Here is a 17,474-nt window from a genome sequence, read left to right on the forward strand (position 1 = left end):
TGGAGTAACGTTATGGGTATGACCCACGTAGTCGACCGGCGACTGAACGGGAAAAACAAGAGCGCGGTGAACCGGGAACGGTTCCTGCGCCGCTACCGCCACCACATCAAGAAAGCGGTGGCGGACGCGGTGCAGCGGCGTTCCATTACCGACATCGAACGCGGCGAAAACGTCAGCATCCCGACCCGGGATATCGAGGAACCGATCTTCCATCATGGCCAGGGTGGTCGCCGGGAGGTGGTGCACCCGGGTAACCAGGAGTTCGTGGCCGGCGATACCATCCCGAAGCCGCCCGGAGGCGGTGGCGGAGGTCAGGGTCAGGGCAAGGCAAGTCCCGACGGCGAGGGCATGGATGAATTCGCATTCCAGATCACCCAGGAGGAATTTCTGGACTTCCTGTTTGACGACCTGGAACTGCCTAACCTGGCCCGCAAGAAGCTCAAGGACACCGATGCCTTCAAATACGTGCGATCCGGCTTCACCACCCAGGGGGTGCCGGCCAAGCTTGACGTGGTGCGTTCACTCCGTGGCGCCCACGCCCGCAGGCTTGGTCTTGGCGGGGCGCGCAAGAAGAAGATCCGGGAACTGGAAGAACAGCTGGCCGCCTTGAAGTCGGCTCCGGAAGATCTGGACCCGGCGTTCAGCCACGATGATCAGATACAGGTACTGGAAGAGGAAATCACCCGCCTGAAGGCGAACGTCCGACGCATCCCGTTTATCGACGAGATCGACCTGCGCTACCGGCAGCACCTGAAGCATCCGCAGCCGGCAACCAGCGCGGTGATGTTCTGCCTGATGGACGTCTCCGGCTCCATGACCCAGATGCATAAGGACATCGCCAAGCGCTTTTTCATTCTGCTCTACCTGTTTCTGAAGAAGAACTACAAGAAGATCGACGTGGTCTTCATTCGTCACCACACCAGCGCCAAGGAAGTGGATGAGGAAGAGTTCTTCTACTCGCGGGAAACCGGCGGCACCATCGTGTCGAGCGCGTTGAAGCTGATGAAGAAGATTGTCGAGTCCCGGTATCCGCCCTCCGAATGGAACATCTATGCCGCGCAGGCATCGGATGGGGACAACTGGAACGATGACTCACCGGTCTGCAGCAAGATACTGGCCGAGAGCATCCTGCCCCTGGTGCAGTATTACGCCTATATCGAGATTACGCCCCAGGATCACCAGATGCTCTGGTACGAGTACGAGAAGATCATGGAGCGTTTCCCCCAGAGCTTTGCCATGCAACAGATCGCCGACCCGGGGGAGATTTACCCGGTATTCCGCCACCTGTTCGAGAGGAAAGCCGCATGACCGATATGATGGACCGTCCCGGCGTTCCGGAAAGCCCGCATGCCGGCGACCGACAGCCCATATCCACGAGTTCCGAGTGGACCTTCGATCTGATCAGACAATACGACGACGAAATAGCCAAATGCGCGGCCGAGTTCGGCCTTGATACCTACCCGAATCAGATTGAGGTCATCAGTGCCGAACAGATGATGGATGCGTACAGTTCCGTGGGCATGCCGGTGGGCTATCACCACTGGTCCTTTGGCAAGCAGTTCCTGAGCACATCGAAAGGCTACCAGCGGGGCCAGATGGGTCTGGCCTATGAAATCGTCATCAATTCCGATCCCTGCATCGCCTACCTGATGGAGGAAAACACCCTGCCCATGCAGGCTCTGGTGATTGCCCACGCCTGCTATGGCCATAACTCCTTCTTCAAGGGCAACTACCTGTTCCGTACCTGGACCGATGCCAGCGCCATCATCGACTATCTGGTGTTTGCCCGACACTATGTGGCGGAATGCGAGGAGCGTTACGGCGTGGATGCCGTGGAACAGATTCTCGATTCCTGCCATGCCCTGATGAATTACGGCGTTGACCGTTACAAGCGCCCTGCGCCTATTTCCGCGGTGGAAGAACAACGCCGGCAAGTGGAGCGCGAGGAGTACCAGCAGCGTCGGATCAATGACCTGTGGCGCACCATCCCCAGGCTCGACGACGACGAGGATCCGGTCAAACGCCAGATGCGTTTCCCAGAAGAGCCCCAGGAAAACATACTCTATTTCATCGAGAAGAACGCGCCGCTGCTGGAAACCTGGCAGCGTGAAATTGTCCGCATCGTGCGCAAGCTGGGACAGTATTTCTACCCGCAACGGCAGACCCAGGTGATGAACGAGGGCTGGGCAACGTTCTGGCACTACACGCTCACGCACAAAATGTACGAGAAAGGCCTGGTCAACGATGGCTTCATGCTGGAATTCCTGCAGAGCCATACCGCGGTGGTCTATCAGCCGCCGTTCAACAGCCCCTGGTATTCAGGGCTGAATCCCTACACGCTGGGTTTCTCCATCTTCATGGATCTGCGGCGGATCTGCGAGAACCCCACCGATGAAGACCGCGAGTGGTTCCCGGACATCGCCGGCTCCGACTGGCTGGAAACCTTGCATTTCGCCATGAAGAACTTCAAGGACGAGAGTTTCATCCAGCAGTTCCTGTCACCGAAAGTCATGCGGGATCTGAAACTGTTCGCCATCCAGAACGACGACGAGGAAGACGTTTACCGGGTTACCGCCATTCACGATGACCCCGGTTACCGAATTCTGCGCGAGAAGCTGGCACGCCAGTACAACCTCAGTTACCGGGAACCCAATATCCAGGTCTGGAACGTGGACGTGCGCGGCGACCGCTCACTGACCCTCCGGCACATTCCCGTGGACCGGGTGCCCCTGGGCGACGAGACGGATGAAGTGCTGCGTCACGTACACCGGTTGTGGGGCTTCGACGTGCATCTGGAAAGCGTCGATGAGGGCACCATGGTTGAAGAGCACCATTGCCCAGCCCGGGAGTTTGAGGAGGACTGACCTGGAACCCACTGGCTTCACCGGACCGGCGCTGGCTGGTCCGGTCCTGCGCCATTGCGCCCCAGACTTACTGGTTCTCTGGCTGGCCACCAGCAGGAGCGAAACCTTCCATATCCGCATAATCGACGGCAAGGACTGCCTGGTGGATCGACCGGTGAGCGACCACGAACTTGTCCGGCTCAGAATTGGGGCTCACGCCTGGCTCAATCTCCTGACCATCTCTCCGGACTCCCCTCTGCCCCGCAATACCCGGCTCGAGTATGACCTCGGGCTAACCCGCGCTTCCGACCATGAGCACACGTGGATACAGGACTGGGCCCCTCACCTGTGTCCCGACGACCGCGAGCGCCCCGGCTTCACCCTGAAAGCGAAGCTGGACCGCATCCTTCATGGCTCCTGCCGGCGGCCACACCATCCCGCAGCCGACGGCCTGGTGCGGGCCGACGAGGAGCTGCACAAGGCCGAGCAGCTGGAAGATGTTCCGTCCCTGTTACTGATGACCGGCGACCAGATCTACGCCGATGATGTGGCCGGGCCGATGCTGCATGCCATTCACTGTGTTATCAATCAGCTTGGGCTTTACCATGAGCCCCTTGAGGGGGCTTCGCTCAGCCATAGCCGTGAGCTGACCTCCATGCCAAAGGCCTACTACCACCGGGATGCCCTGCTGCCGGAATCGGAATTCAACGAGGATCTGACCGAGCGTTTCTTCGGCGGCGTACGGAAGCCGGTTTTTACCACTGCCAGCGCCGGCAATCACCTGATCTCCTTTGCCGAAATCATGGCGATGTATCTGCTGGTGTGGTCGCCGGAACCCTGGGCCCTTGTCATCGCCGCCGAGCCCGTCAAAGACCCGAAAGAGCTGGCCCGATACCGCAGGGAACAGGCAGCCGTCGATGACTTTCGCAGGAGCCTGCCTCGGGCAACGCGCGCCATGGCCAACGTACCTGTCTACATGATCTTTGATGACCATGATGTGACTGACGACTGGAACCTCTCGGCCCTGTGGGAGACTACCGCCTATCAACATCCCTTTTCGCGGCGCATCATTGGCAATGCGCTGCTGGGTTATCTTTTGTGCCAGGGTTGGGGCAATCAGCCGCAATATTTCCGGGACATCATCGACCATTGCCAACAGCTGTTCGAAACCAGCAGCGAGCAGCATGAACTGGACAAGACGCTCCAGGACGAATTGATCGACCAGTTGTTTCAGTTTGATCACTGGCATTACACCCTGCCCACCTCACCCAGACTGGTGGTGCTGGACACGCGCACCCATCGCTGGCGCAGCGAGATTCGCCGCAGGCATCCTTCCGGGCTGATGGACTGGGAATCGCTTACCGATTTCCAGCATGAAATCATGGGCGAGCAGGCTGTCGTGGTGGTTTCGGCTGCCCCCATGTTCGGGGTGAAGCTGATTGAAATAATCCAGCAGATGTTTACCTTTTTCCGCAAGCCGCTGCTGGTGGACGCGGAAAACTGGATGGCGCATCGGGGCGCCGCCAGTGTGTTGCTCAATATTTTTGGGCATTCCCGAACGCCCAGACACTTCGTGATCCTTTCCGGGGATGTCCACTATTCCTTTGCCTACGACGTGCGCCTGCGCCACAAACAGAACGGCCCCCGTATCTGGCAGATCACCAGTAGCGGCATCAAGAACGAATTCCCCAATGGCCTGCTGGAGTGGCTGGACCGCCTCAATCGCTGGCTGTTTGCGCCCTGGTCGCCACTGAACTGGTTCACCAAGAGGCGGCGCATGTGGATTTCACCCAGACTGCCCGAGGGCCGGGAGGCCGGTGAGCGGCTGTGGAACTGCTCGGGAATCGGAGACGTGCGACTCGATGACGAAGGCGCACCAACCGCCATCCGGCAACTGGACGCCGGAGGCGGGGGCACAATTTTTCAGCCGCGGATCAAAGACGACTGATCAGGCATTGACCGAAGGCAGCCCGGACAATGCCATGGCCAGCTCCTGTTCGTCGTATTCATGGTCGCTCAGTTCACCGGCAAAATAGGAGGTGTAGGCCGCCATATCGAAATGGCCGTGGCCGCAGAGGTTGAACAGGATCACCTCGTCTTTGCCTTCCCGCTTACAGCGCAGCGCTTCATCAATGGCGCCCTTGACCGCATGATTGGCCTCCGGGGCAGGTACGATACCCTCGTTCTTCGCAAACAGAACGCCAGCCTCGAAGCACTCACGCTGGGTGTAGGACACTGCGTCAAACAGCCCCAACTCCTTGGCGTGGGACACCAGAGGTGCCATACCGTGATAGCGAAGACCGCCGGCGTGGAAACCCGGCGGTGTGAACCCCGAGCCCAGGGTGTGCATCTTAGTAAGCGGCGTCATGTGTGCGGTATCGCCGTAATCGTAGGCGTACTTGCCGCGGGTCAGGGTGGGACAGGCCGAGGGCTCTACCGCGACGATCCGGGATTTTTCACCGCCTCTCAGCGCGTGGCCCATAAACGGGAAGGCGATGCCGGCAAAGTTGGAGCCGCCACCGGTACAACCGACAATCACATCCGGCCAGCAGTCCGCCATTTCCATCTGCTGCATGGCTTCCAGGCCGATGATGCTCTGATGGAGCAGCACGTGATTGAGAACCGAGCCCAGGGCGTACTTGGTATTCGGGTCCTGCACGGCAAGCTCAACCGCTTCGGAGATGGCGATACCGAGGCTGCCGGTGTGGTCCGGTGTCTCGGCCAGCACCTTGCGGCCAAACTCGGTCAGCTCCGAGGGTGAGGCCACACACTTGGCACCGTAGGTTTCCATGACCGCCCGGCGATAGGGCTTCTGGTTGTAGGAAACCCGCACCTGAAACACCGTAACGTCCATATCAAACAAGGAACCGGCGAAGGACAGTGACGTGCCCCACTGACCGGCCCCGGTTTCGGTGGTGAGGGTACGAATGCCCGCCTCGCGGTTATAGAACGCCTGGGGAATGGCGGTATTGGGCTTGTGACTACCGGCCGGGCTCACGCCTTCGTATTTGTAGAAAATCTTTGCTGGAGTCCCGAGCGCCTTTTCCAGGCGATGGGCCCGGTACAGGGGGGCCGGCCGCCACAGGTTGTAGACGTCGCGTACCGGCTCCGGAATCTCGATTTCCCGTTCAGTGGTTATTTCCTGCTCGATCAGCGCCATCGGAAACAGCGGCTCCAGATCCGATGGCCCGACCGGTTGCTGTGTGCCCGGATGCAGCACCGCCGGAAGCGGCTCCGGCAGATCCGCCTGCAGGTTGTACCAGTACTTGGGCATCTGGCTTTCATCGAGAAGAAACTTGGTTTGCATTTTTTGGATTTCCTCGTTTTTGTTTGATTTTCAGACCGGTAACAGGGATTCAATCAGATCAACCAGCCAGGGCACCAGCAAGGCCGTAGCGAACGCTGAAAGCGCCATCGCGAGGCCGGAAAAGGCGCCCATTTGGGAGCTTACCTGAAACGCACGGGCGGTCCCGATACCGTGAGCCGCAACCCCCATGGCAATGCCCTTGGCGGTGTCGTCCCGAACGCGGATCCACTCGAACAGTTTGGTACCCAGCACGGCGCCCGTGATGCCAGTGACAACCACCAGCACCGCCGTCAGCGACGGAAGCCCACCGATTTTTTCAGAAATGCCCATTGCCACCGGCGCCGTTGCCGACTTTGGTGCCAGGGACATCTGAATCTCCAGAGACCCGCCCAGAAGCCGGGCCAGGGCAATGGAGCTACCGGCGGCAATGACAACGCCACAGAACAGCGAAATCGTCACCGGCAACCAGAGCTGTCGAAGCTTGGAAAACTGTTGATACAGGGGAACGGCCAAAGCCACCGTCGCCGGCCCCAGCAGAAAGTGGACGAACTGCCCACCCTCAAAATAATCGTTGTAGGACGTGCCGGTGAGCAGGAGCAGCCCGATCAACATCGCCACCGAGGTCACCACCGGATTGGCCAGTGGGCTGGCGTCGGTGCGCAGATACAGGCGGTAGGCCAGTCCATAGGCGACCAGGGTAATGGTCAGGCCCAGCAGCGGTGAGGCGGAGAGGTAGACCCAGATGTCTGTCAGAGCCGCGTCATTCATTGCCACGTCCCTCCCCGCCGGCACCGGGTTTAACCAGCCAGCGCGTGGTCAGTTGCATAATCAGCGCGGTCGCCACCATGGTGATGACCGTGCTCAGCAACAGGGACAGCGCGATAGGAATCCACTCATCGGCAATGCGGTTAAAGTGCGCCATCATGCCAACCCCGGCCGGAACAAAAAGCAGGGACAGGTGAGAAAGGAGCGCCGACGATGCCTGCTCGACGGATTCCGGCGTCTGGCCGCGAATCCACAGGGTGATGAAGAGCATGACCATGCCCAGCACCGGCCCGGGGATGGGTACCCCGGCAAGGCGTACGGTCACTTCGCCAATCAGCTGATACACCAGCAACAGCGTTATTCCATTGAGAAACTGCATCACGAGGGCTCCGCCGACAGACACCGGTTAATATCAGAGCATAGCCACTAACGGCCGGAGTGAACACTCAACGGAAGTCTGACAGGTGACCGCGGGCTCGTTCCGTTGAAAGCGTTAAATGTCGCAAAAGCCGGAACTTTCCGCTCACTAACATCGTGAACATGTCTGGTTATCAGTATACTTGCAGCTAACAACTAAAACCCCTTACACCCGTGGAGTACAACAAGGAATGAAACGCCTGGGAACATTGGATGCCTCCTGGCTGGCCGTTGAGTCTGAAGACACCCCGATGCACGTCGGAAACCTGCAGATTTTTTCGCTGCCCGATGGCGCTCCCGACACCTTTTTACGCGACCTCGTCACCCGGATGAAAGAAACCGGCGACGTGGCACCACCCTGGAACCTGAAACTGGCCTGGTCCGGATTCCTTGGACGCCTGGTGGCACCGGCCTGGAAGGTCGACAAGACCATAGACCTGGATTACCACGTACGCCATTCAGCCCTGCCCCGCCCCGGCGGCGAACGGGAGCTGGGCATCCTGGTTTCCCGGTTGCATTCCAATCCGCTGGATTTTGCCCGGCCGCTTTGGGAATGCCACGTCATCGAGGGGCTGGAGAACAATCGCTTCGCCCTCTACACCAAGATGCACCACTCCATGATTGATGGCATCAGCGGGGTTCGTTTGATGCAGCGGGTGCTGACCACCGATCCGGACAAACGCGACATGCCACCGCCCTGGTCCGTCAAACCGGAACGTCGGCGCGGCAGCAAGACCGACTCCGAGGCAAGCATTCCCGCCGCGGTGTCTCAGGCGATGGACGCACTGAAGTTGCAGGCCGATATGGCCCCACGGCTCTGGCAAGCCGGCAACCGTCTGCTGCACTCCGTGCGTCACCCGGAAGACGGGTTGACGGCTCCGTTCATGGGGCCGGTTTCCAAGATCAATCACCGGGTCACCGGGCAGCGTCGTTTCGCAACCCAGCACTATCATCTGGATCGCATCAAAAAGGTTGCCCATGAAACCGGGGCGTCCCTGAACGATATTGTGCTGTATCTGTGTGGCACTGCGCTGCGTCGTTTCCTGCTGGAGCAGGACGACCTTCCGGACACCGCGATGACAGCCGGCATTCCGGTTAACATTCGTCCGTCCGATGATCAGGGCACAGGCACCCAGATCAGTTTCATGATCGCGTCTCTGGCAACCGATGAGCCTGACCCGCTGAACCGGCTGCAGGAAATCAAGTCCTCCACCCGTCGCGCCAAAGAGCACCTTCAGAAGCTGCCGAAGAGCGCCCTGACCCAGTACACCATGCTGCTGATGTCGCCCTACATCCTGCAGCTGATGTCCGGGCTCGGCGGCCGGATGCGGCCGGTGTTCAACGTGACCATCTCCAACGTGCCGGGCCCGCAACGCACCCTCTATCTGGAGGGCGCCAAGCTGGAGGCAATGTACCCGGTGTCGCTGATTGCGCATGGCGGTGCACTGAACATCACCTGCCTGAGCTATGACGGTTCCTTGAACTTCGGCTACACCGGTTGCCGGGACACCCTGCCCAGCATGCAAAAACTGGCGGTCTACACCGGAGAGGCGCTGGATGAACTGGAAAGCCTGGTGATTCCGCCCAAGCCGAAAAAGGCCCGGAGCACTGCACGCAAGAAAGCCTAGTTCTTGCCGCTTTGCCAGTGGGCGGCGCCCACGAAGATCAGTTGAAGGAAGCGGATGGTCCGCTTCCGGATCTGGTCAATCTGGTAATCGTCGTCCGCCGCCACCCCGAGCAGATCCGTCAGACTGAACGCCACGCTGCGGACCACCAGGTCACAGGTCATTTCCAGATCACCGTCGCTAAGGTGGTCAACCAGCCTTAACCGTCGAAGGTCATTTGCCAGTTCACTGGCAAAAAATCGCATCTCGCTCCGAATGCCGTCCTGAACCGCCCGACTCTCGCCGGCCAGCCCCTGCGCCATGAACAGGAAAAAATTGCGGTTGGCCCGGGCATGACTGATAAAGATGTCGACTGACTCCTCAATCAGTTTATCCGCCTGTGATACATGGGCCCGGGCTTCACGCATCATACGCCGCAGGACCAGACCAAGCTCGTCCACCAGCTGCAGCCCCAGGTCGTCCATGTTCCGGAAGTGACGATAGAACGAGGTCGGCACCACGCCGGCCTGCCGGGTCACCTCCCGTATTCCCAGACTGGCGAAATGCCGCCCCTTGCCCACCAGTGTCAGCGCCGCCCCCATCAGTTTGTCGCGAGTTTCACCCGGCTTCCTGCGTTGTTTTTCCGCCATGGTCTGCTCATACCGATTGCTGTTGAACTCCGGTGACAAGTGTACACATCCGAAAAAATTAAAGTACCGAATGCTTGTCATTTTATGCCAGAACGACACACCTCATTGTGAAACCCCGACGCCCTGTGTACATTCGTACACATTAGTGAACAACTGTACACACGCGTGCGAATGGCACCACGGAGAAACGCTATGTTAGCGAGACATAACCAGAGCAAGGCGCTCCAGTGGCTCGGCAAGCAGCTGTTTAACCGGGAAGACCCGGCTGCCTTTTTTGACCCGCTGCTGGAACGCATCAACCCGATGTGGGTACAAGAGTACACACCGGCCCGGGTAGAGCAGGTCCTGCAGGAGACGTCGGACACCCGGACCTTTGTCCTGAAACCGGCCCGGCGCTGGCAGGGCTTCGAAGCCGGACAACATGTGAACATCTGTGTCGAAGTGGATGGCACGCGTCGCAACCGGACCTTCAGCTTATCCAGCTCGCCGATCCTGTGGCAGAAGCAGGGACTGATCACCCTGACCATCAAGCGTCTGCCCGGCGGACGGGTGACCAACTGGCTGCACGATCACCTTGATGTCGGGTCCGTGCTGGGCCTGGGCGAAGCCTTCGGCGACTTTACGGTACCGGAACCGGCCGCGCCGGTTCTGTTTATCGCCGGCGGCAGCGGTATTACGCCTGTCCTGAGTCAGCTCGAGACCATGGCAGCGCAGGATTACCGGGCACCGGTCACCCTGCTCTATTACGTGCGCACGTCTGAGGACGTGATTGCCCGGGAAAAGCTTGAGGCACTGACGGCCCGCCATCCCGCTCTGACCCTGACTATTATTGCCACCCACGACGGAACCGCACCCCGATATCTGTCGGACGCCGATCTGGGCACGGTTCCGGGACTCAACGCCCGCCAGGTCTTCCTGTGCGGCCCGAAAGGCCTGATGGACCTGGCAGGCGAGCTGCTCCAGAGCCGCGGCGTGCGGGAACGCGACATTCACTGCACCTTTTTTTCCGTGCCCCAGGCAAACATTGAAGATCAACCCCTGGGTGGCCAGGTCCGGTTTGCCCAGAGCGATCTTGAGGTGGGCTCGGAAGGCGACGCCAACTTGCTGGAGATCGCCGAAGCCGCAGGCCTGACGCCCCGCTACGGCTGCCGCATGGGCATCTGCCACCAATGCAGCTGCCGGAAGACCAGCGGCACCGTGATCAACCGCCTGACCGGCCAGAAGTCCGGTCCCGGCGAGGAGAACGTCCAGCTTTGCATCTCGGTGCCCCAGGGCCCGGTGTCCATCGACGTTTAATCCATGACCGAATGAGAAAGCGGTGCGCTGAAGCACCGAAGGGAGCACGACCATGAACACAATGACCGAAGCACAGCTCAGTGAACTGGAACAGGATCTCAATGCGATCCGGGACGAAGTCGTCGCGGATCTCGGCGAGCGCGATGCCCGCTACATCCGACGCATTGTTCGGCTGCACCGCACTCTGGAAGTGGGCGGCCGGGCGATGATGCCGTTTGGCTTCATCCCGCCGGTTTTCGTCGCAGCCACTGTAGCGCTCGGCCTCTCCAAGATCATTGAGAACATGGAGATCGGCCACAACGTGATGCACGGGCAGTACGACTGGATGAACGACCCCAGCCTGCACTCCCAGAGCTACGAATGGGATACCGTGTGCACCGGCGATTCCTGGCGCCGGACCCACAACTACGAGCATCACACGTACACCAACATCATTGGCAAGGACCGGGACTACGGTTACGCGCTGCTGCGCCTCAGTAATGACGACGAATGGAAACCCCGGCACAGCCTGCAGTTCATCAACTACATCCTGCTGAGTGTTTTCTTTCAGTGGGGGGTTGGCCTGCACGAACTGGAAAGCGAGCGCATTCGCCGCGGTGAGATCCGCCTGCGCGACAAGCTTCCGTTCCTGATGGATTTTTTCCGCAAGGGCGGGCGTCAGGCGTTCAAGGATTATCTGTTCTTCCCGCTGATCACCTTCCCGGTTGCCCCGATTGTGTTGGCGGGAAACGTCAGCGCAAACCTGATCCGGAACCTGTGGTCATCCACGGTGATCTTCTGCGGCCATTTCACTCAGGATGCGGAGACGTTTACGGGAGCGGAGTGTGACGGTGAAAGCAAGGGCCACTGGTACCTGCGCCAGCTTACCGGTTCCTCAAACTTCACCGGCGGCAAGTGGGTGCACCTGCTCAGCGGCCACCTCAGTTACCAGGTTGAGCACCACGTCTTTCCGGACCTGCCGGCCCACCGCTACCCGGAAATCTCGGCGCAGGTGCAGGCGGTGTGCCAAAAGCATGGCATTCCGTACAACACCGGCAGTTTTGCCCGGCAGTATGGCACGGTACTGAAGCGCATCTTTGCCTTTTCCCTGCCCGACCGGGTTCGCTCGAAAGTGCCAGCCCTCAGCATGGGTCAGGCGACCTGAAGCAACCTCAACAACTGTGGCCGGTGCTGATCCTGGATCACATCGGCCAGGGTGTAGCTGTCCAGCACCGCAAGAAATGCCTGCAGAGCCTCCCCGAACATGGACTTCAGGCCGCACACCGGCGCAATCCGGCAGGCATTCTTCGAGGAAAAGCATTCCACCATATTGAGATCCTGCTCCGTCTCACGCACCAGAATCCCGATACTGATATCGGTGGGTGCCATATGAAGGCGCATGCCCCCTTTCTTGCCTCGAATCGTTTCGATGTAGCCCTTCTTATTGAGCTGGTGGACCACCTTCATCAGGTGGTTTCTGGAAATGTCGTAGCTCTCGGCAATTTCCTGAATGGTCGCCAGGCGATCACCCTGCACCGCCAGATAAATCAGCACGCGCAGTGAATAGTCAGTGTAACGGGTGATGTGCATTCAGTACTCCAGTGTTTCGTTTCAAAAGGAAGGCCTTGCCAGTAGGTAGCATGCCGAACAGACCATCGCACTACCGGCCAGGGCCAGGACCATCATTGATGTACCCAGGGCAAAAAGTATCCCCCAGCTCAACGCCATCATGACGCATGCCAGACTCTTGGCCTTGGCTGGCACCACCCTGTTCCGGCGCCAATCTGCGATCACAGGGCCAAAACGGGGATGCTCCTCCAACCATCGGGCAAACGTCGGAGAGCCCTTACTGGCAAAAAAAGCTGCCAGAAGCACAAACGGTGTTGTCGGCAGAAGCGGAAGCACAACCCCTATTGCTGCCAGCCCTAAAGCTATATACGAAAGAATGCGAAATCCGGTTTTCCCGGAATGCTCAGGCATTGCAACGCCCCCTGAAATATTCATATCTGCATCCATTTTACCGGGATTCAATGAACAGGTCTCCCGAGACGACTCAGGAAAACCAGCCGGGCGACGTAGGCAATCTTGATGCCCACGGCAAACAGCAGGGTCCCGATGTGCGCCAGAATTTGCCATGGCAGCGACACAGCATAGGCAAACGGGTAAGCCAGAAGAATGGTCACCACCAGCCCAACGGCTGACCAGACCAGTGCACTATTTGAAAACGCCAACCACCTTTCCATACCTTCACCATAACATTGATACTAGTTACATCTTTAACTATAGAAAAGTTATCTGCGATCCACAACCAAAGATTCACTCTTTAGGCACAGAAGATACTCGGCGACGTTGCCCACCCAATTTAATTTATCTTGTTTACTTCTTTACAAATTAAGATGTATTATTTTTACACCTTTTAAAGAGGAGAAATGCCATGAACATTACATCATTGCCCTTAGGCCAGATCGCACGGGACTTTCCAGGCGCAACGACCATCCTCCATCAACTCAAGCTGGACTTCTGCTGCGGTGGCCACACAACACTGGAGCAGGCTGCCAGCTCCAAAGGACTCGACGCGAATCTGATAGCCGCAGACATTCAGGCACGTACCGACCAGCGTGAAGGCCAACCAAACCCTGCGACTCTCTCGATGGAGGCGCTGATCGAACACATTCTCAATCGCTATCACGACGTCCATCGCGAACAACTGCCAGAGCTAATCCGGATGGCAAAACGCGTTGAACGTGTTCACGGCAGCCACCCGAAGTGCCCATCGGGGCTCACAGGGCTACTCGAGGCGATGCAAGGCGAGCTGGAAAATCACATGAACAAGGAAGAGCAGATCCTGTTTCCGATGATCACCCGTGGCATCAACGGCATCGCCGTAGCGCCCGTCTCGGTCATGCGAGAGGAACACGAAAGTCACGGCGCCTTCCTGGATCAACTCAACGACACCGCCAACGGCATGAGCCTGCCCCGGGATGCCTGCAACACCTGGACAGCGCTTTATCTGGGGCTTGAGACCTTTCGGGACGATCTGAAACAACACATCCATCTCGAAAACAACATTCTTTTCAACCGCATTGATGGCCGCATGGGAGGAGCTTCCAATGGCTAATTACCGCCGACTCTGGCTAATCCTGATCGCAATACTTGCGCTGACTTTCGCCCTGCTGGGTTATTTCGGCACCGAAGTCTATCGCTCCGCCCCTCCAATTCCTGACCAGGTCGTCAGCGAAACCGGCGACGCACTGATGACGGAAGAAACTATCCTCGATGGCCAGACCGCCTGGCAATCCGTGGGCGGGATGCAACTGGGCTCGATCTGGGGCCACGGCGCCTACCAGGCGCCAGACTGGACGGCCGACTGGCTGCATCGGGAGTTAAAGGCCTGGCTGGAACTTGCAGCCGAGGAGAAATTCGGCCTGGCTTACCAGGACCTGAACGGGAAACAGCAGAATGCCCTGCAATACGAACTGAAAACCGAATACCGAACCAATAGCTACGACCCGGCGACAGGAGTCCTGACTCTGTCCGAGCGCCGTACCCGGGCCATTGCCGACACCGCCGACTATTACAGCCGGCTGTTTAGCAATGCCCCGGAACTCCGCTCCACCCGGGAAAACTATGCGATGAAGGAAAACACCCTGCCCAGCCCGGAGCGGCGCCAGCGGATGACCGAGTTCTTCTTCTGGACCGCGTGGGCAGCCGCTACGGAACGACCCGGCAGCAACGCCACCTACACCAACAACTGGCCCCACGAGCCACTGATCGACAACAAGCCGACTGCCGAGAACATAATCTGGTCTATCGTCAGTGTGGTCCTGCTCATCGCTGGTGTCGGTGGTTTGGTCTGGGCCTGGGCGTTCCTGCGCAAACACGATGAGGAAGAGCCGACCGCCCCCGTAAAAGATCCACTGGCCGGTTTCGCCCTGACGGCCTCCCAGAAAGCCCTCGGGAAATATCTGTTCCTGGTCGTCGCCCTGTTCGGGTTCCAGGTGATGCTGGGAGGCTTTACCGCGCACTACACGGTTGAAGGCCAGAGCTTTTACGGGATCAATGTTTCCGAGTGGTTTCCCTATTCCCTGGTTCGTACCTGGCATATCCAGGCCGCCCTGTTCTGGATTGCGACCGGTTTCCTGGCCGCCGGCCTGTTCCTGGCACCGATCATCAACGGTGGCCGGGACCCGAAATTCCAGAAACTGGGCGTGGATGTCCTGTTCTGGGCGCTGGTGGTCGTGGTGGTCGGCTCCTTTACCGGCAACTACCTGGCGATTGCCCAGATCATGCCCGAACATTTGAGCTTCTGGCTAGGCCATCAGGGCTATGAGTTCGTCGATCTCGGTCGCCTCTGGCAGATCGGCAAATTCACCGGCATCGCCTTCTGGCTGGTGCTGATGCTTCGCGGCATTGTCCCGGCTCTGAGACAACCCGGCGACAAGAACCTGCTGGCACTGCTGACCGCCTCCGTGGTGGCTATCGGACTGTTCTATGGCGCCGGCTTCTTCTATGGCGAGCGCACCCACATTTCGGTCATGGAGTACTGGCGCTGGTGGATCGTGCACCTGTGGGTCGAAGGCTTCTTCGAGGTATTCGCCACCACCGCCCTGGCGTTCATCTTCTGTAGCATGGGTCTGGTGTCCAGAACCGTGGCGACATCCGCCAGTCTGGCCTCCGCCAGCCTGTTCATGCTCGGCGGCGTGCCGGGGACCTTCCACCACCTGTACTTTGCCGGCACCACCACCCCGGTGATGGCGGTTGGCGCCACCTTCAGTGCCCTGGAAGTGGTCCCGCTGGTCGTTCTGGGCTACGAAGCCTGGGAGAACTGGCACCTTAAAAACAAGGCGCCCTGGATGGAAAACGTCCGCTGGCCACTGGTGTTCTTCGTGGCAGTTGCCTTCTGGAACATGCTCGGAGCCGGTGTACTTGGTTTCATGATCAACCCGCCGGTCGCGCTCTATTACATCCAGGGGCTGAACACCACGCCCACCCACGCCCATGCCGCCCTGTTTGGCGTCTACGGCTTCCTGGCCCTTGGCTTCACGCTGCTGATCCTGCGATACCTCAGGCCACAGGTGGTCTTCAACGAGCGACTGATGAAGGTAGGGTTCTGGGGGCTGAACCTGGGTCTGGTGCTGATGCTGTTTACCAGCCTGCTGCCAGTCGGCCTGATCCAGTTCTTCGCCAGCGCCAGTGAAGGCCTGTGGTATGCCCGCAGTGAAGCCTTTATGCAGAGCGACATACTGCAGTTTCTGCGCTGGGTGCGCACCATCGGCGATGTGGTGTTTATCGTCGGCGCCCTCGCCGTCGGTTGGCAGGTGGTAAAAGCCCTGTTCTTCCCTACCCTGGTTGCGGCCGAGGACGACGGAGCGCCGGAACAGGAACCCGTCCGCGCGTGAATCTGACCTTACCGGCGCCATGGAGGGCTCCGGAGGGTTACCCCTCGCGGGGTATCGGATTCGTTACACTAATTTGCGATACTGCGTCTATACTTGATCGAAAAGCATGCAGTAACAGGAAGCGACTCAATGCCGCAGAGCCCTCTGACAGACCGATTTGGCCGCACCGTGAACTACGTTCGGCTGTCCGTCACCGACCGGTGTGATTTCCGCTGTGTGTACTGCATGGCCGAAGACATGACCTTCCTCCCGCGCCAGCAGGTCCTGACCCTCGAGGAGATTGCCCGGGTCGCCCGCAACTTTGTTAGCCTCGGCACCGAAAAAATCCGCCTGACCGGCGGCGAGCCGCTGGTTCGCAAAGACATCCTGGAACTGGTAAAGGAAATCGGCACCTACGGTCTGCGCGATTTTGCCATGACCACCAACGGCAGCCAGCTGACGACCATGGCCGAGCCGTTGCGCAAGGCCGGCATGCACCGGCTCAACATCAGCCTCGACTCCCTGGACGCCGAAAAATTCCGGAACATCACCCGCACCGGGAACCTGAACCGGGTACTGGACGGCATTGATGCGGCTCGCGAAGCCGGTTTTCGGGGCATCAAACTCAACACCGTGGTGATGAAGGGCCGGAACGACGAGGAAATCCCGGAACTGATTGAGTTCGCCCGCAAGAAACAAGTGGACATCAGCTTCATCGAGGAGATGCCCCTGGGTGAGATTTCCGAGCACGATCGGGGACTGGCCCTATGCACCAGCGATGAAGTCCAAAGCATCATCCGCCGGCACCACGATCTGGTGCCCGCCACTGAAGACTCCGGGGGTCCGGCGCGCTATTACCGCATGCCGGACAGCCCGATCCGCGTGGGCTTTATTTCCCCCCACTCCCACAACTTCTGCTCCACCTGCAACCGGGTCCGGGTCACCGTGGAAGGCCGTCTGCTATTGTGTCTCGGCAACGAGCACTCGGTAGATCTGCGCCGAGTACTGCGAGGCAACCCGGTCACGGACGACAAGCTTCGGCAGACCATCATTAACGCCATGGACCTGAAGCCGGAGCGCCACCACTTCTCCAGTGAGGGCGACGTGCAGATCCTGCGGTTCATGAACATGACCGGGGGCTGATCCAACCCCGCTTGATGCCACGGTGCTCCTCACACTCCCCCAGCTCATCCTGTTCGGCGTTATTGCGCAGTTCCTGTTCTTGATTCTGCTTT

General features: G+C 59.1%; 16 protein-coding genes. 9 read left to right on the top strand and 7 right to left on the bottom strand.

Going from position 1 to position 17,474, the window contains the following annotated elements:
* The first annotated feature begins 12 nt into the window (after positions 1 to 12).
* The 3 genes from KZO34_RS06310 to KZO34_RS06320 are packed head-to-tail and all read left to right on the top strand — an operon-like array spanning position 13 to position 4,791.
* Positions 13 to 1,308, top strand: coding sequence for a YeaH/YhbH family protein (locus tag KZO34_RS06310; RefSeq protein ID WP_219474547.1), 1,296 nt, complete (start codon positions 13 to 15; stop codon positions 1,306 to 1,308).
* A complete protein-coding gene (locus tag KZO34_RS06315; RefSeq protein ID WP_219474551.1) occupies positions 1,305 to 2,864 on the top strand; it encodes a SpoVR family protein in 1,560 nt (519 codons plus the stop codon). The genes KZO34_RS06310 and KZO34_RS06315 overlap by 4 nt, the downstream gene beginning before the upstream one ends.
* Complete coding sequence (locus KZO34_RS06320; protein WP_257900215.1) at positions 2,806 to 4,791, top strand: alkaline phosphatase D family protein; 1,986 nt, start codon at positions 2,806 to 2,808, stop codon at positions 4,789 to 4,791. The genes KZO34_RS06315 and KZO34_RS06320 overlap by 59 nt, the downstream gene beginning before the upstream one ends.
* On the opposite strand, the gene KZO34_RS06325 is transcribed toward KZO34_RS06320, so the two are convergent.
* The 3 genes from KZO34_RS06325 to KZO34_RS06335 are packed head-to-tail and all read right to left on the bottom strand — an operon-like array spanning position 4,792 to position 7,294.
* Positions 4,792 to 6,150, bottom strand: a complete 1,359-nt coding sequence (locus KZO34_RS06325) for a TrpB-like pyridoxal phosphate-dependent enzyme (RefSeq protein ID WP_219474555.1) — start codon at positions 6,148 to 6,150, stop codon at positions 4,792 to 4,794. It abuts the gene before it with no gap.
* 30 nt (positions 6,151 to 6,180) lie between these two features.
* On the bottom strand, positions 6,181 to 6,918 hold the full coding sequence (locus tag KZO34_RS06330; RefSeq protein ID WP_219474559.1) for an LrgB family protein: 738 nt from the start codon (positions 6,916 to 6,918) through the stop codon (positions 6,181 to 6,183).
* A complete protein-coding gene (locus tag KZO34_RS06335; RefSeq protein ID WP_219474562.1) occupies positions 6,911 to 7,294 on the bottom strand; it encodes a CidA/LrgA family protein in 384 nt (127 codons plus the stop codon). Before KZO34_RS06335 ends, KZO34_RS06330 begins: the two co-directional genes overlap by 8 nt.
* A gap of 229 nt (positions 7,295 to 7,523) precedes the next feature.
* On the opposite strand from KZO34_RS06335, the gene KZO34_RS06340 reads away from it, so the two are divergent.
* Complete coding sequence (locus KZO34_RS06340) at positions 7,524 to 8,960, top strand: WS/DGAT/MGAT family O-acyltransferase (RefSeq protein WP_219474565.1); 1,437 nt, start codon at positions 7,524 to 7,526, stop codon at positions 8,958 to 8,960.
* Here KZO34_RS06340 and KZO34_RS06345 read toward each other — a convergent pair.
* Positions 8,957 to 9,586, bottom strand: coding sequence for a TetR family transcriptional regulator (locus tag KZO34_RS06345; protein ID WP_219477211.1), 630 nt, complete (start codon positions 9,584 to 9,586; stop codon positions 8,957 to 8,959). The two genes, KZO34_RS06340 and KZO34_RS06345, sit on opposite strands and share 4 nt — an antisense overlap.
* A 192-nt stretch (positions 9,587 to 9,778) precedes the next feature.
* Between KZO34_RS06345 and KZO34_RS06350 the strand changes: the two genes are divergently transcribed.
* Together KZO34_RS06350 and KZO34_RS06355 are read left to right on the top strand one after the other, a co-directional pair.
* Positions 9,779 to 10,882, top strand: coding sequence for a ferredoxin reductase (locus tag KZO34_RS06350; protein ID WP_219474569.1), 1,104 nt, complete (start codon positions 9,779 to 9,781; stop codon positions 10,880 to 10,882).
* 52 nt (positions 10,883 to 10,934) lie between these two features.
* Positions 10,935 to 12,026, top strand: coding sequence for a fatty acid desaturase family protein (locus tag KZO34_RS06355; RefSeq protein ID WP_219474572.1), 1,092 nt, complete (start codon positions 10,935 to 10,937; stop codon positions 12,024 to 12,026).
* Here the strand turns inward: KZO34_RS06355 and KZO34_RS06360 are convergent.
* The 3 genes from KZO34_RS06360 to KZO34_RS06370 are packed head-to-tail and all read right to left on the bottom strand — an operon-like array spanning position 12,014 to position 13,092.
* Positions 12,014 to 12,451, bottom strand: coding sequence for an RrF2 family transcriptional regulator (locus KZO34_RS06360; protein ID WP_219474576.1), 438 nt, complete (start codon positions 12,449 to 12,451; stop codon positions 12,014 to 12,016). The genes KZO34_RS06355 and KZO34_RS06360 overlap by 13 nt on opposite strands.
* 21 nt (positions 12,452 to 12,472) lie before the next feature.
* On the bottom strand, positions 12,473 to 12,892 hold the full coding sequence (locus KZO34_RS06365; RefSeq protein ID WP_257900217.1) for a YbaN family protein: 420 nt from the start codon (positions 12,890 to 12,892) through the stop codon (positions 12,473 to 12,475).
* The gene (locus KZO34_RS06370; RefSeq protein WP_257900218.1) at positions 12,889 to 13,092 is read right to left on the bottom strand and encodes a hypothetical protein; all 204 of its coding nucleotides are present in this window, start codon (positions 13,090 to 13,092) and stop codon (positions 12,889 to 12,891) included. Before KZO34_RS06370 ends, KZO34_RS06365 begins: the two co-directional genes overlap by 4 nt.
* Before the next feature lie 203 nt (positions 13,093 to 13,295).
* Here KZO34_RS06370 and ytfE point away from each other — a divergent pair, with 203 nt between their 5' ends.
* From ytfE to moaA, 3 genes are all read left to right on the top strand, one after another.
* Entirely contained in the window at positions 13,296 to 13,979 is a 684-nt protein-coding gene (gene ytfE / locus KZO34_RS06375; protein ID WP_219474586.1) for an iron-sulfur cluster repair protein YtfE, read from the top strand.
* Complete coding sequence (locus KZO34_RS06380) at positions 13,972 to 16,260, top strand: nitric-oxide reductase large subunit (protein ID WP_219474590.1); 2,289 nt, start codon at positions 13,972 to 13,974, stop codon at positions 16,258 to 16,260. The genes ytfE and KZO34_RS06380 overlap by 8 nt, the downstream gene beginning before the upstream one ends.
* Positions 16,261 to 16,389: 129 nt before the next feature.
* Positions 16,390 to 17,382 (top strand): GTP 3',8-cyclase MoaA, encoded by a 993-nt coding sequence (gene moaA, locus KZO34_RS06385; protein ID WP_219474595.1) that lies wholly within the window; start codon positions 16,390 to 16,392, stop codon positions 17,380 to 17,382.
* Positions 17,383 to 17,474: the final 92 nt, after the last annotated feature.

The organism is Marinobacter sp. F4206, from assembly GCF_019392195.1.
GTDB lineage: Bacteria > Pseudomonadota > Gammaproteobacteria > Pseudomonadales > Oleiphilaceae > Marinobacter.

Excerpts from the sequence above, each read along its gene's own strand:
- KZO34_RS06310 (WP_219474547.1), top strand. The coding sequence starts at position 13 with ATGGGTATGACCCACGTAGTCGACCGGCGACTGAACGGGAAAAACAAG.
- KZO34_RS06315 (WP_219474551.1), top strand. The coding sequence starts at position 1,305 with ATGACCGATATGATGGACCGTCCCGGCGTTCCGGAAAGCCCGCATGCC.
- KZO34_RS06320 (WP_257900215.1), top strand. The coding sequence starts at position 2,806 with ATGAGGGCACCATGGTTGAAGAGCACCATTGCCCAGCCCGGGAGTTTG.
- KZO34_RS06325 (WP_219474555.1), bottom strand. The coding sequence starts at position 6,150 with ATGCAAACCAAGTTTCTTCTCGATGAAAGCCAGATGCCCAAGTACTGG.
- KZO34_RS06330 (WP_219474559.1), bottom strand. The coding sequence starts at position 6,918 with ATGAATGACGCGGCTCTGACAGACATCTGGGTCTACCTCTCCGCCTCA.
- KZO34_RS06335 (WP_219474562.1), bottom strand. The coding sequence starts at position 7,294 with ATGCAGTTTCTCAATGGAATAACGCTGTTGCTGGTGTATCAGCTGATT.
- KZO34_RS06340 (WP_219474565.1), top strand. The coding sequence starts at position 7,524 with ATGAAACGCCTGGGAACATTGGATGCCTCCTGGCTGGCCGTTGAGTCT.
- KZO34_RS06345 (WP_219477211.1), bottom strand. The coding sequence starts at position 9,586 with ATGGCGGAAAAACAACGCAGGAAGCCGGGTGAAACTCGCGACAAACTG.
- KZO34_RS06350 (WP_219474569.1), top strand. The coding sequence starts at position 9,779 with ATGTTAGCGAGACATAACCAGAGCAAGGCGCTCCAGTGGCTCGGCAAG.
- KZO34_RS06355 (WP_219474572.1), top strand. The coding sequence starts at position 10,935 with ATGAACACAATGACCGAAGCACAGCTCAGTGAACTGGAACAGGATCTC.
- KZO34_RS06360 (WP_219474576.1), bottom strand. The coding sequence starts at position 12,451 with ATGCACATCACCCGTTACACTGACTATTCACTGCGCGTGCTGATTTAT.
- ytfE (WP_219474586.1), top strand. The coding sequence starts at position 13,296 with ATGAACATTACATCATTGCCCTTAGGCCAGATCGCACGGGACTTTCCA.
- KZO34_RS06380 (WP_219474590.1), top strand. The coding sequence starts at position 13,972 with ATGGCTAATTACCGCCGACTCTGGCTAATCCTGATCGCAATACTTGCG.
- moaA (WP_219474595.1), top strand. The coding sequence starts at position 16,390 with ATGCCGCAGAGCCCTCTGACAGACCGATTTGGCCGCACCGTGAACTAC.